Here is a 13,379-nt window from a genome sequence, read left to right on the forward strand (position 1 = left end):
AGGAGTTGGCATGGCGAACATGTTTGCCCTGATCCTGGTCATTGCGACCCTGGTGACAGGGATTTTATGGTGCCTGGATAAATTTATTTTTGCACCAAAACGCCGTGAACGTCAGGCCGCTGCACAGGTTGCAGCGGGTGATACGCTGGGTAAAAAGACGTTGAAGAAAGTTGGCGCGAAACCGGGCTGGCTGGAAACGGGCGCATCGGTATTCCCGGTGCTGGCTATCGTGCTGATTGTGCGCTCATTTATTTATGAGCCATTCCAGATCCCGTCAGGCTCAATGATGCCAACGCTGCTGATCGGTGACTTTATTCTGGTGGAGAAATTCGCCTATGGAATCAAAGATCCGATTTATCAGAATACGTTAATTGAAACCGGTCATCCGAAACGGGGTGATGTCGTGGTGTTCAAATATCCGGAAGATCCGCGTCTTGATTATATTAAGCGTGCGGTCGGCCTGCCGGGTGACAAAGTGACGTACGATCCTATCGCCAAAGAAGTCACCATTCAGCCAAACTGCAGTTCGGGTCAGGCGTGTGGTAATGCACTGCCGGTGACGTACTCCAACGTCGAGCCAAGCGATTTCGTCCAGACCTTTGCCCGTCGTAACGGCGGCGAAGCGACCAGCGGTTTCTGGCCGTTGCCGAAAGGTGAGAACAAAGACAACGGCGTGCGTCTGAGCGAGCGTAAAGAAACGCTCGGTGATGTCACACACCGTATTCTGACCGTGCCAATCGCGCAGGACCAACTGGGTATGTACTATAAACAGCAGGGCCAGCAGCTGGCGACCTGGGTTGTTCCACCGGGACACTACTTCATGATGGGTGACAACCGTGATAACAGCGCTGACAGCCGTTACTGGGGCTTTGTCCCGGAAGCGAATCTGGTCGGTAAAGCGGTTGGTATCTGGATGAGTTTCGAAAAACAGGAAGGTGAATGGCCGACCGGCGTACGCTTAAGTCGCATCGGTGGTATTCATTAATTTCTGACTTGTATTCATGCTGCCATGATTATTGTGGCAGCATGAATTATTTCGAATATAAATACCTCTCAGCTAACGACATCCCTACGCGTTGCGTATAGAATGTCCCCCCGAAGTTTTAGGTTGGTACCCATCAGGGATCCACGGCACACGAAACCGCGTTGGCTTCTTCAGGTCGGTTTCGTGTGCTGCATTATTGACGCATTCATCTATTTGGTAACGCATGAACCCCATCGTAATTAATCGGCTTCAACGGAAGCTGGGCTACACTTTTCAACATCAGGATCTGTTGCAACAGGCATTAACCCATCGAAGCGCGAGCAGTAAGCATAATGAGCGTCTCGAATTCCTGGGTGACTCCATTTTAAGTTACGTCATCGCCAACGCGCTGTATCACCGTTTTCCGCGCGTCGACGAAGGTGATATGAGCCGTATGCGTGCCACGCTTGTGCGCGGTAATACGCTGGCTGAAATCGCTCGCGAATTTGAACTGGGTGAGTGTCTGCGTCTTGGTCCGGGTGAGCTGAAAAGCGGAGGCTTCCGCCGAGAATCTATACTGGCTGATACCGTTGAAGCGCTGATCGGCGGCGTGTTCCTCGACAGCGATATTCAAAATATCGAAAGGCTGATCCTGAGCTGGTATCAAACCCGCCTGGATGAAATCAGCCCAGGTGATAAGCAAAAAGATCCGAAAACACGTTTACAGGAATATTTACAGGGTCGTCACTTGCCACTGCCATCCTATCTGGTTGTGCAGGTGCGTGGCGAAGCCCACGATCAGGAATTTACTATCCACTGCCAGGTCAGCGGCCTGAGTGAACCGGTAGTTGGCACGGGTTCCAGTCGCCGCAAGGCGGAGCAGGCTGCCGCCGAACAGGCGCTGAAAAAACTGGAGCTGGAATGAGCGACGAAAAGAGTTACTGCGGGTTTATTGCCATTGTTGGACGTCCCAACGTTGGCAAATCCACGCTGCTGAACAATCTGCTTGGGCAGAAAATATCCATTACCTCACGCAAAGCGCAAACCACGCGCCACCGCATTGTCGGTATCCATACCGAAGGGGCCTATCAGGCGATTTACGTCGATACCCCGGGTCTGCATATTGAAGAGAAGCGTGCCATCAACCGTCTGATGAACAAAGCTGCGAGCAGCTCTATCGGCGACGTTGAGCTGATCATCTTCGTGGTGGAAGGCACTCGCTGGACCGCTGACGACGAAATGGTGCTGAACAAGCTCCGTGGCGGTCGTGCGCCGGTTATCCTGGCGATCAACAAAGTGGATAACGTTCAGGAAAAAGCTGACCTGCTGCCGCATCTGCAGTTCCTTGGCAAGCAGATGGACTTCCTGGATATCGTGCCTATTTCTGCGGAAACCGGCTTCAACGTCGATACCATGGCAGGCATCGTGCGTAAGCATCTGCCGGAAGCGATCCACCACTTCCCGGAAGATTACATTACCGACCGTTCCCAGCGTTTCATGGCTTCTGAAATCATCCGTGAAAAACTGATGCGTTTCCTGGGTGCCGAACTGCCGTACTCCGTCACGGTAGAAATCGAGCGTTTCCAGACGAACGAACGCGGTGGCTATGACATTCACGGTCTGATTCTGGTGGAACGTGAAGGCCAGAAGAAGATGGTGATTGGCAACAAAGGTTCCAAAATCAAAACCATCGGAATCGAAGCTCGCAAAGATATGCAGGAGATGTTCGAATCCCCTGTACACCTTGAGCTGTGGGTGAAAGTGAAATCTGGCTGGGCCGATGACGAGCGTGCACTGCGCAGTCTCGGTTACGTTGACGATCTATAAAGAAATACTCTATGGCTTTCGAGTTGCAGGCCGGCGGCAACACCGTGAATCCCCTGGAGCTTACTCAAGTAAGTGACAAGGGTGAACGGGGGCAGCCAACACACCTGCGGCTCGAAAGACGACGAGTATATTAATGGAAGGCTGGCAGCGCGCATTCGTTCTGCATAGTCGTCCCTGGAGCGAAACCAGTTTGATTCTGGACGTCTTCACGGAAGAGTCAGGCCGCGTGCGCCTTGTTGCTAAAGGCGCTCGTTCCAAACGTTCAAATCTCAAAGGTGCGCTTCAGCCCTTTACCCCCTTGCTGGTTCGTTTTGGTGGCCGCGGTGATGTCAAAACGCTGCGCAGCGCCGAGGCTGTCTCTCTCGCACTTCCTCTCAGCGGTATCGCGCTTTATAGCGGTTTATACGTCAACGAACTGATCTCTCGCGTGCTGGAAAACGAAACCCGTTTCTCCGAACTCTTTTTCGATTATCTGCACTGTCTTCAGTCGCTGGCCGGCGTGACCGGTACTCCGGAGCCTGTGCTTCGCCGCTTTGAGCTGGCGTTGCTGGCGCATCTTGGATATGGCGTGGATTTCCTCCACTGTGCGGGCAGCGGTGAGCCGGTGGAAGACACCATGACCTACCGTTATCGTGAAGAAAAAGGCTTTATCGCAAGCGTAGTGATTGATAACAACACGTTTACCGGGCACCATTTGAAGGCTCTCGCCAACCGTGAATTCCCCGATGTGGATGCATTGCGGGCGGCGAAGCGCTTCACCCGTATGGCGCTCAAGCCGTATCTGGGAGGAAAGCCGCTCAAGAGCCGCGAACTGTTCCGACAGTTTGTGCCAAAGCGTCAGGAACCGTAGAACCAAAATCAAAAACGAGGATTGTCATGGCTGAATTACTGTTAGGCGTCAACATTGACCATATCGCCACGCTGCGCAACGCACGCGGCACCGCGTATCCGGACCCGGTTCAGGCGGCGTTTATCGCCGAACAGGCGGGAGCTGATGGCATCACGGTGCATCTGCGTGAAGACCGTCGGCACATCACCGACCGCGACGTGCGTATTCTGCGCCAGACCCTCGACACCCGCATGAACCTCGAAATGGCCGTCACCGAAGAAATGCTGACGATTGCCTGTGAAACCAAACCACATTTCTGCTGCCTGGTGCCAGAAAAGCGTCAGGAAGTCACCACCGAAGGTGGGCTGGACGTTGCCGGACAGCTCGACAAAATGCGCGATGCCTGCAAACGCCTGGCGGATGCCGGGATCCTGGTGTCACTGTTTATCGACGCTGACCGCGCACAAATTAAAGCCGCTGCTGACGTGGGCGCGCCATACATTGAAATTCACACCGGCTGCTACGCCGATGCGGAAAGTGAAGCGCAGCAGGCAAAAGAGCTCGAACGTATCGCCAGCGCGGCGACCTACGCCGCGAGTCTTGGTCTGAAAGTGAATGCCGGGCACGGTCTGACCTATCACAACGTCCAGGCCATTGCCGCGCTACCGGAAATGCACGAGCTGAATATCGGTCATGCGATTATTGGTCGGGCGGTAATGAGCGGCTTGAAAGAGGCGGTTTCAGAAATGAAGCGTCTGATGCAGGAAGCGCGTCGCTAATGGCCATCGTCGGTATCGGCACCGATATCGTTGAAATTACCCGTATCGAAGCGGTGATCGCCCGCAGCGGCGATCGCCTTGCGCGACGGGTGCTCAGCGAAGGTGAATGGAAAATCTGGGAAACGCATCAGCAGCCGGTGCGCTTTCTCGCCAAGCGGTTCGCGGTGAAAGAGGCGGCGTCAAAAGCGCTCGGCACTGGGATCCGGAACGGACTGGCGTTTGAGCAGTTTGAAGTTTACAACGATGAACTGGGCAAACCGAAGCTGCGACTCTGGGGCGCGGCTAGCGAACTCGCCGCTGAGCTGGGCGTGACGCACATTCACGTCACCCTGGCGGACGAACGTCATTACGCCTGTGCCACGGTGATAATGGAGAGTTAGATTTTATCCGCGTGATGCAGCTGGACGAACTTATCCCACAGCTGCTCTTCGCTTTCGATGTGCTCAGGATTGACGATGATGGTGTTGGGGATAGGGCACACTTTCTGGCAGGTCGGCGTTTCGTAATGACCGACACACTCCGTACAGCGATCGCTGTTAATCTCATAAATGCTGGCGCCCATCGAAATTGCCTCATTAGGGCATTCCGGTTCGCACATATCGCAATTGATGCATTTTTTGGTAATTAACAGCGCCATACAGAAATTCTCAGAAACAACACAAACAGGGCGGGCATTATACGCTCATTCCTTGCTCAAACCAGCTTTTTCACCAACGCCTCGCTGTGCCGAATTCTGTCCGGTGCGTGTTCCAGATCCTGCTGAACCAGTCCCATAAACAGTAAATCGGTCAGCATCATTTGCGCGCTGGTGGAGGAAATTGCCGCGCTGCGTGTCGCGAGTTCTTCCGCGATGGTATAGAGACAATGGCTCGCCCGCTGCTGTAACGCGTTCGGTGAAAAACCGGTAATCGCCAGAATTTTCCCACCCACACGCAGCGTTTCGTCCGCCGCGAGGTTTATCTCCCGCCGTTCACCGGAATAGGAAATCGCCAGTAGCAAATCGTCGGAGGTCATCGCCTGTACCGTAGCCAGTAACGCGTGCATATCCTGCTCGGCAACGGCGTTAAAGCCAATCTTCATTAACTTCCAGCTGAAGTTTTGCGCCACCAGGCCCGAAGCGCCGATCCCGGTCAGCACGATTCGCCGGGCGTTACGTAGCAAATCAATGCTTTCCCGCAGCTTCTCTTCGGTGTTTACGTCCAGCGACGCATGCATCGCCGAGATATTGTCTTTGATGAGTTTCTCACCCACCAGACGCAGCGGATCGTCGCCGCGAATTTGATTATGTACCGGCATCGACTGCGGATTGGGGTTACTGGCCAGCGCTTCGCTCAGCGCAAGTTTCAGAGCCGGAAACCCCTTAAAACCCAGTTTCTGGGCGAACTTCACCACGCTCGACTGGCTGACACCCGCCACGCTGGCCAGCTGCTGCGAGCTGAGATAGCGCGCCTCGTCCGGCTGCGCCAGGATGAAATCCGCCAGTTTTTTGTCACTTTGCGCGAGCCCAGAATAACGCTGGCGAATACGAATCAAACAGTTCATTGGCTCTCCAGAGGGCCGGACAACGGCCGCCTGTCAGAATTTTGTCTTTGATTATAGGGGATTGTGATGCTCGCACGGCTCATTACGGAATAATCGTGCTGCGTCCTTAACCGATTCATTATTTTAATCAAAAGGATACGCTGTCTCCCTCCCAAGGGAAAGACGCATTACGCATCGTTTTTGGAAATGTGAGGTTCTGGCTGTTAGGCTAATTGACAGGAATAACTGATACGCGCTCACCTATTTAAGGAGAACAGTTTGGTAAGCAATTTGCGTCGGGTAGTGTTTTTTGACCTGGATGGTACGCTGCATCAGCAGGATATGTTTGGCAGCTTTTTACGGTATCTGCTGCGGCATAACCCATTCAATGTGCTATTGGTTCTGCCGGTATTGCCGGTGATTGGCGTCGCGCTGCTGGTGAAAGGGCGGGCAGCGCGTTGGCCGATGAGCCTGCTACTGTGGGCCGCAACGTTTGGGCACAGCGAAGCGCGCCTGAAGGCCATTGAAGCGAAATTTGTCCAATGGTTCCGCGGGCATGTGACGGCCTTCCCGGTGGTGCATCAGCGCCTCACGGAATATCTGACCAGCTCAGATGCCGACGTCTGGCTGATAACCGGTTCGCCTAAATCGCTGGTAGAGCAGGTGTATGTCGACACGCCGTGGCTGCCACGGGTGAATCTCATCGCCAGCATGACCGAGCGACGCTACGGCGGCTGGGTGCTGACGCTGCGCTGTTTAGGCCATGAAAAGGTGGCGCAGCTCGAACAGAAAATCGGCACGCCGCTGCGCCTGTACAGCGGCTACAGCGACAGCAAACAGGACAACCCGTTGCTCTATTTCTGCCAGCACCGTTGGCGGGTGACACCGCAGGGTAATCTCCAACAGCTGGAGTAAAAACCGCTGCGCTGTGTATAATGCGCCCCGTTTGTAAACCCGGAGTAGTCGCTTTGTCTGATATCGAACTGAACCACGAACACTGGATGCGTCATGCGCTGACTCTGGCCCAGCGCGCCTGGGAAGAAGGGGAGGTGCCGGTCGGGGCGGTCCTGGTTTATCAGAATCAGGTGATTGGCGAAGGCTGGAACCGGCCGATTGGGCGTCACGACCCGACGGCGCACGCGGAAATCATGGCGCTGCGACAGGGTGGAATGGTGCTGCAAAACTACCGTCTGATAGACACCACCCTGTACGTGACCCTCGAGCCGTGTGTGATGTGCGCCGGGGCGATGGTACACAGCCGCATCGGACAGCTGGTGTTTGGTGCGCGGGATGCCAAAACCGGGGCGGCGGGCTCATTGATTGACGTGCTGCATCATCCGGGTATGAATCATCGGGTAGAGATAACCGAAGGGGTGCTGGCGGACGACTGTTCATCCATGCTGAGTGATTTCTTCCGCCATCGTCGTGAGCAGAAAAAATCCCTCAAGCGCGCTGCGCAATCTAACGACGCGTAAAATCGATCAGATTGTTGGGGTGTTTCACTTCTATCTGACCGCTGCGTTCATCAGGATGCAGCGAGATAAATGGCAGCACGCCCAGACTGGTATGGTTTAACTCATTGGGCCTGACCGCCGGATAGTCCTGCGCGTACTCCATGTCCTGCGCCGCTTTCTTCTCTTTTTCCAGCAAATAGCCGACCAGGCTTATCTGATACTTACGGATGTTCTCCACGTAAGCGTAGGCTTCATGCCCGCGCGCGTAACCGTAGGTCAGACGCGTGTAGTAAGGCTTCTGGCTAAGAAGCGGCAGGCGCTGCTTCACATCGGCCCAGCTGTCCGGATTGCCTTTTTGCTTCGTGGTTAACGCCCGGGCATCGAGCATATGCGCGTACCCCATGTTATACGCCGCCAGCGCAAACCAAATCCGTTCCTCTTTAGGCACCGTATCCGGCACCTTATCCATCATGTCCTGCAAATAACGCATCCCGCCGCTGATGCTCTGTTCAGCATCGGTTCGGTCGGTCAGGCCCAGGCTTTGCGCGGTGTTTTTTGTAAGCATCATCATGCCGCGCACGCCGGTCGGAGAGGTCGCCAACGGGTCCCAGTGGGATTCCTGCCAGGCAATCGCCGCCAGCAGACGCCAGTCAATTTCCTCGGCGTATTTTTGGAACAGCGGCTCATAATCGGGCAGCAGGTTATCGACCGCGCGCAGGAAGGTGCGGGTATCGAAATAGTCGAAGTCGCCACCGTGGCCGAGATACTTCTCCTCGAGGCGCGCCAGAGTGCCGTCTTCATTAATGTTGTTGAAGAAATCGAGCATCGCCGCAGGCAGCGTGTTATCGCGGTCTTTCAGGCTAAACCAGGTGACGGGCTGTTCATCGCTGATATCCAGTGCCACCGCCAGTTCCGGGTGAACGCGCTGGAACAGGCTGATCGCCACCGAATCGGCAATGGTGTAATCGAGCTTGCCATCGATAATATCGTCCATCAGCTCAACGCTGCCGCGCTTATCATCCACGGTCCAGTTGAGGTTCGGGTACTTTTTTGCCTTCAGAGCCTGTAAATCGGTGATCGCCACGTGGCCCGGGGCAATGGTTAATTGCTGGGCGGTGATATTATCCAGCGTTCGCGGGCGGAAGCTGCCTTTGCGGTAAACCAGCTGCTGGGAAACCGAGTAGTACGCTGGGCCAGCCTGATAGTTTTTGGTGCGCTCGCTGTTGTACACCAGCCCGGCGGCCAGCATATCGGCATCATCGTGGTCGAGGTCATCAAACAGCTGGCTGATGTTCTGGCGAACGGTGATTTTGAGCTTAACGCCAAGATAATTGGCAAACTGCTGAGCCAGTTCGTAGTCGAGGCCGTAATCTTTTTCGTTAATGCTGGCGAACGTCAGGGGAGAAACGAGGGTACTGACGCGCAGCTCACCGCGCGCCTGGATTGCGGCGATGCGATTCTCTGGTTTACTGAACCAGGGAATAGAGGGCCATAGCGCCGCTGCCAGTAGCAGGGTGACAATGCCAATAAACAGATAATTAATCTTTAATTTTTTCAATTAGTTAATTCTCTGTGAAGAGATCGATCTCAGGCAATAGTTACCATGTTAAAGTTTAGGGGCACTTCAGAATGAGCGGCATTTTGCTTAACAATGCGGCAGTTGGCAACCCATTCATGCGTTTCACCGCATCGGGAGGTAAAACGCAGCGGCAATTTTATTTTGACGCAAACGGTTACGTCGCTGCTTCAGATCCACTATAATGGCGCCCGTTTTCCGCCATTGCGCACACTGAAACCCAGAAGACGAGAGACTTATGATGGAAATTCTGCGTGGTTCGCCTGCACTGTCTGCATTTCGTATTACCAAACTGCTGGCACGTTTTCAGGCAGCCAACCTTCCGGTCAGCAACATTTACGCCGAGTACGTGCATTTCGCCGAACTGAACGCCCCGCTTTCAGAACAGGAACATGACCGACTGGCACAGTTGCTGCAGTATGGCCCAAGCCTCAGCAGCCATACGCCCGCTGGAAAATTACTGCTCGTCACCCCCCGCCCTGGCACCATCTCCCCCTGGTCTTCAAAAGCAACCGACATCGCCCATAACTGCGGCTTGGACACCATCGTCCGCCTCGAGCGCGGCGTTGCGTACTACGTTGAAGCCTCAACCCTGAGCGACGCTCAGTGGAGCCAGGTTGCGGCAGAATTGCATGACCGCATGATGGAAACCGTATTTGGTGCGCTGCAGGATGCGGAAAACCTGTTTGCCCATCACCAACCGACCCCGGTATCCAGCGTGGACATGCTGGGTCAGGGACGTCAGGCGTTGGAAGAAGCGAACCAGCGTCTCGGTCTGGCGCTGGCGGAAGATGAAATCGACTATCTGTTTGACGCGTTCACCACCCTGAACCGTAACCCGAACGATATCGAACTGTACATGTTTGCGCAGGCCAACTCTGAGCACTGCCGACACAAAATTTTCAACGCCGATTGGGTTATCGACGGTGAAGTGCAGCCGAAATCGCTGTTCAAGATGATCAAAAATACCTTCGAGAAAACCCCGGATCACGTGCTGTCTGCTTATAAAGACAACGCCGCGGTAATGGAAGGTTCGGACGTCGGTCGTTTCTATGCCGACCGTGACGCCCTGCGTTATGACTTCCACCAGGAACCAACCCACATCCTGATGAAGGTCGAAACCCACAACCACCCGACGGCTATCTCTCCATGGCCGGGCGCGGCGACAGGGTCCGGCGGTGAAATTCGCGATGAAGGCGCCACCGGGCGCGGCGCGAAGCCAAAAGCCGGACTGGGTGGTTTCTCCGTATCCAACCTGCGCATCCCGGGCTTTGAACAGCCGTGGGAAGAAGATTTCGGTAAACCAGACCGCATCGTCACGGCGCTGGATATCATGACCGACGGCCCGCTGGGCGGCGCTGCGTTCAATAACGAATTTGGTCGCCCGGCGCTGAACGGCTACTTCCGTACCTACGAAGAGAAAGTGAACAGCCACAACGGCGAAGAGCTGCGCGGCTATCACAAGCCGATCATGCTGGCGGGTGGGATCGGCAACATTCGCGCCGATCACGTGCAGAAAGGCGAGATCACCGTCGGCGCGAAGCTGGTGGTCCTCGGCGGCCCGGCGATGAATATCGGCCTTGGTGGCGGGGCAGCCTCTTCCATGGCGTCCGGCCAGTCTGACGCGGACCTGGATTTTGCCTCCGTACAGCGCGACAACCCGGAAATGGAACGCCGCTGTCAGGAAGTGATCGACCGCTGCTGGCAGATGGGCGAAGCGAACCCGATTCTGTTTATCCACGACGTCGGCGCGGGCGGTTTGTCCAATGCCATGCCGGAGCTGGTGAGTGACGGTAATCGTGGCGGGCGCTTTAACCTGCGCGATATTCTCAGCGACGAGCCGGGCATGAGCCCACTGGAAATCTGGTGTAACGAATCCCAGGAGCGCTACGTGCTCGCCGTCGCCCCAGAACAGCTGCCGCTGTTTGACGAGCTGTGCCGCCGCGAGCGCGCGCCGTATGCGGTGATTGGTGAAGCCACCGAAGAGATGCACCTTAGTCTGAGCGACACCCATTTCGACAACCAGCCAATTGATTTGCCACTGGATGTGCTGCTCGGCAAAACGCCGAAAATGACCCGCGATGTAACAACGCAGAACGCTCATGGCGAAGCGCTGGACCGCCAGGGCATCACTCTTGAAGACGCGGTCAACCGCGTGCTGCATTTGCCGACGGTGGCCGAGAAAACGTTCCTCGTTACCATCGGCGACCGTTCGGTAACCGGTATGGTGGCGCGTGACCAGATGGTCGGCCCATGGCAGGTTCCGGTCGCAAACTGCGCGGTGACTACCGCCAGTCTCGACAGCTACTACGGCGAAGCGATGGCGATGGGTGAACGCGCGCCGGTTGCACTGCTCGATTTCGCCGCGTCTGCCCGTCTGGCCGTCGGTGAAGCGCTGACCAACATTGTCGGCACGCAGGTCGGCGACCTAAAACGCATCAAGCTTTCCGCTAACTGGATGGCAGCGGCAGGGCACCCGGGTGAAGACGCGGGCTTGTACGCGGCGGTGAAAGCAGTTGGCGAAGAGCTGTGTCCGGCGCTGGGTCTGACCATACCGGTCGGTAAAGACTCTATGTCGATGAAAACCCGCTGGCAGGAAGGCAGCGAACAGCGCGAAATGACGTCCCCGCTGTCGCTGGTGATCACCGCCTTTGCTCGCGTGGAAGATGTGCGTCGGACCGTCACCCCGCAGCTTTCTACCGAAGATAACGCCTTGCTGCTTATCGATCTCGGCAAAGGCCACAACGCGCTCGGCGCTACGGCGCTGGCGCAGGTTTATCGCCAGCTCGGCGACAAAACCGCCGACCTTCGCAGCACCGAGCAGCTGAAAGGCTTCTGGGATGCAATGCAGGTGCTGGTGGCAGAACGCAAACTGCTGGCCTGGCATGACCGCTCTGACGGCGGCCTGCTGGTGACGCTCGCGGAAATGGCCTTCACCGGCCACTGCGGCGTTGATGTCGATATCGCCGCGTTGGGTGAAGACAAACTGGCGGCACTGTTTAACGAAGAGCTCGGCGGCGTGATTCAGATTCGTGCTGAAGACCGCGCTCAGGTCGAAAGCATCTTTGCCGCACACGGCCTGGCCGATTGCGTTCATGTGCTCGGTAAAGCGACCGAAGGCGATCGTTTCGTCATCACCGCCGACGGTCATCCGGTTTACAGCGAAAGCCGTACCACGCTGCGTATGTGGTGGGCAGAAACCACCTGGCAGATGCAGCGTCTGCGCGATAACCCGGAGTGCGCCGATCAGGAGCACGAGGCCAAGCGCAACGACAACGATCCGGGCCTGAATGTGAAGCTCAGTTTCGACATCAACGAAGACGTCGCGGCTCCGTACATTGCCACCGGCGCACGTCCGAAAGTGGCGGTCCTGCGTGAGCAGGGCGTGAACTCCCACGTCGAAATGGCGGCGGCGTTCCACCGGGCGGGCTTCGATGCTATCGACGTTCACATGAGCGATCTGCTGGCTGGTCGTACCGGTCTGGATGATTTCCAGGCGCTGGTGGCCTGCGGCGGCTTCTCTTACGGCGACGTATTGGGCGCAGGTGAAGGCTGGGCGAAGTCGATTCTGTTCAACGACCGCGTGCGTGATGAGTTCGAAACCTTCTTCCATCGGCCACAAACCCTGGCGCTGGGCGTGTGTAACGGCTGTCAGATGATGTCGAACCTGCGTGACCTGATCCCAGGCAGCAGCCTGTGGCCGCGCTTTGTGCGTAACCACTCTGACCGCTTTGAAGCGCGTTTCAGCCTGGTCGAAGTAACGCAGAGCCCATCTCTGCTGTTGCAGGGCATGGTCGGTTCGCAGATGCCTATCGCCGTTTCTCACGGCGAAGGCCGCGTTGAAGTCCGTGACGACGCGCATCTGGCGCAGCTGGAAAGCAAAGGCCTGGTGGCGCTGCGGTTTGTCGACCACGCCGGCAACGTGACGCAGAATTATCCGGCAAACCCGAACGGTTCCCCGAACGGGATCACCGCCGTCACCAGCGAAAGCGGGCGCGTCACCCTGATGATGCCCCACCCCGAGCGCGTATTCCGTACCGTGGCGAACTCATGGCATCCGGAAAACTGGGGCGAAGACAGCCCGTGGATGCGCATTTTCCGCAATGCGCGTAAGCAGTTGGGTTAATTACCTCCCACGTCTAAAAAGCCTTCCCGATAACGGAAGGCTTTTTTTATTTGTGACGCAGAATGAAAAGAGTGTCTGGAAAAGACGACAAGGCCCCGTTTCGCTGTCGCCAATTAGAGACATTTATCTTATTGATATTGATGGTTTATTTTTTATCCGGATAATAATGTCGTCTATTGGAGACACTCTGGTTGAAAAGCACGCTGACCAGGGGGTATCGTCTTAACCTATAATCTTGATGAATATCAGGTGTTTAAATATAAATTTTGCGTTATGGCACGGTTACTGCATAATACTGCTCAG

General features: G+C 55.8%; 11 protein-coding genes and 1 pseudogene. 9 read left to right on the forward strand and 3 right to left on the reverse strand.

The window, feature by feature from the left end:
* The first annotated feature begins 10 nt into the window (after positions 1 to 10).
* The 6 genes from lepB to acpS all read left to right on the forward strand — a co-directional run bounded on the left by lepB (position 11) and on the right by acpS (position 4,779).
* Positions 11 to 985, forward strand: a complete 975-nt coding sequence (gene lepB, locus A8O29_RS06000) for a signal peptidase I (protein ID WP_125355260.1) — start codon at positions 11 to 13, stop codon at positions 983 to 985.
* A gap of 223 nt (positions 986 to 1,208) precedes the next feature.
* Positions 1,209 to 1,889, forward strand: a complete 681-nt coding sequence (gene rnc / locus A8O29_RS06005) for a ribonuclease III (RefSeq protein WP_110508853.1) — start codon at positions 1,209 to 1,211, stop codon at positions 1,887 to 1,889.
* Positions 1,886 to 2,791, forward strand: coding sequence for a GTPase Era (gene era / locus A8O29_RS06010; protein WP_110508855.1), 906 nt, complete (start codon positions 1,886 to 1,888; stop codon positions 2,789 to 2,791). The genes rnc and era overlap by 4 nt, the downstream gene beginning before the upstream one ends.
* A gap of 133 nt (positions 2,792 to 2,924) precedes the next feature.
* Positions 2,925 to 3,641, forward strand: coding sequence for a DNA repair protein RecO (recO, locus tag A8O29_RS06015; RefSeq protein WP_125355259.1), 717 nt, complete (start codon positions 2,925 to 2,927; stop codon positions 3,639 to 3,641).
* Between the two features lie 26 nt (positions 3,642 to 3,667).
* On the forward strand, positions 3,668 to 4,399 hold the full coding sequence (gene pdxJ, locus A8O29_RS06020) for a pyridoxine 5'-phosphate synthase (protein WP_110508859.1): 732 nt from the start codon (positions 3,668 to 3,670) through the stop codon (positions 4,397 to 4,399).
* On the forward strand, positions 4,399 to 4,779 hold the full coding sequence (acpS, locus tag A8O29_RS06025; protein WP_110508861.1) for a holo-ACP synthase: 381 nt from the start codon (positions 4,399 to 4,401) through the stop codon (positions 4,777 to 4,779). Before pdxJ ends, acpS begins: the two co-directional genes overlap by 1 nt.
* On the opposite strand, the gene A8O29_RS06030 is transcribed toward acpS, so the two are convergent.
* Both A8O29_RS06030 and A8O29_RS06035 read right to left on the reverse strand, forming a co-directional pair.
* Positions 4,776 to 5,036, reverse strand: coding sequence for a YfhL family 4Fe-4S dicluster ferredoxin (locus tag A8O29_RS06030; protein WP_125355258.1), 261 nt, complete (start codon positions 5,034 to 5,036; stop codon positions 4,776 to 4,778). The two genes, acpS and A8O29_RS06030, sit on opposite strands and share 4 nt — an antisense overlap.
* A gap of 56 nt (positions 5,037 to 5,092) precedes the next feature.
* Positions 5,093 to 5,941, reverse strand: a complete 849-nt coding sequence (locus tag A8O29_RS06035) for a MurR/RpiR family transcriptional regulator (RefSeq protein WP_125355257.1) — start codon at positions 5,939 to 5,941, stop codon at positions 5,093 to 5,095.
* 258 nt (positions 5,942 to 6,199) lie between these two features.
* On the opposite strand from A8O29_RS06035, the gene yfhb reads away from it, so the two are divergent.
* Positions 6,200 to 6,835: a phosphatidylglycerophosphatase C gene (yfhb, locus tag A8O29_RS06040; protein WP_125355256.1), complete on the forward strand. Its 636-nt coding sequence runs from the start codon at positions 6,200 to 6,202 to the stop codon at positions 6,833 to 6,835.
* A 53-nt stretch (positions 6,836 to 6,888) separates the two neighbouring features.
* Complete coding sequence (tadA, locus tag A8O29_RS06045) at positions 6,889 to 7,395, forward strand: tRNA adenosine(34) deaminase TadA (protein WP_125355255.1); 507 nt, start codon at positions 6,889 to 6,891, stop codon at positions 7,393 to 7,395.
* Between the two features lie 93 nt (positions 7,396 to 7,488).
* On the opposite strand, the pseudogene mltF reads toward tadA, so the two are convergent.
* A pseudogene (gene mltF, locus A8O29_RS06050) lies at positions 7,489 to 8,947 on the reverse strand (membrane-bound lytic murein transglycosylase MltF); the annotation flags it as partial.
* A 241-nt stretch (positions 8,948 to 9,188) separates the two neighbouring features.
* Between mltF and purL the strand changes: the two are divergent.
* Positions 9,189 to 13,076, forward strand: coding sequence for a phosphoribosylformylglycinamidine synthase (purL, locus tag A8O29_RS06055; RefSeq protein ID WP_125355253.1), 3,888 nt, complete (start codon positions 9,189 to 9,191; stop codon positions 13,074 to 13,076).
* Positions 13,077 to 13,379 lie beyond the last annotated feature (303 nt).

The organism is Scandinavium goeteborgense (genome assembly GCF_003935895.2).
Classification (GTDB): domain Bacteria; phylum Pseudomonadota; class Gammaproteobacteria; order Enterobacterales; family Enterobacteriaceae; genus Scandinavium; species Scandinavium goeteborgense.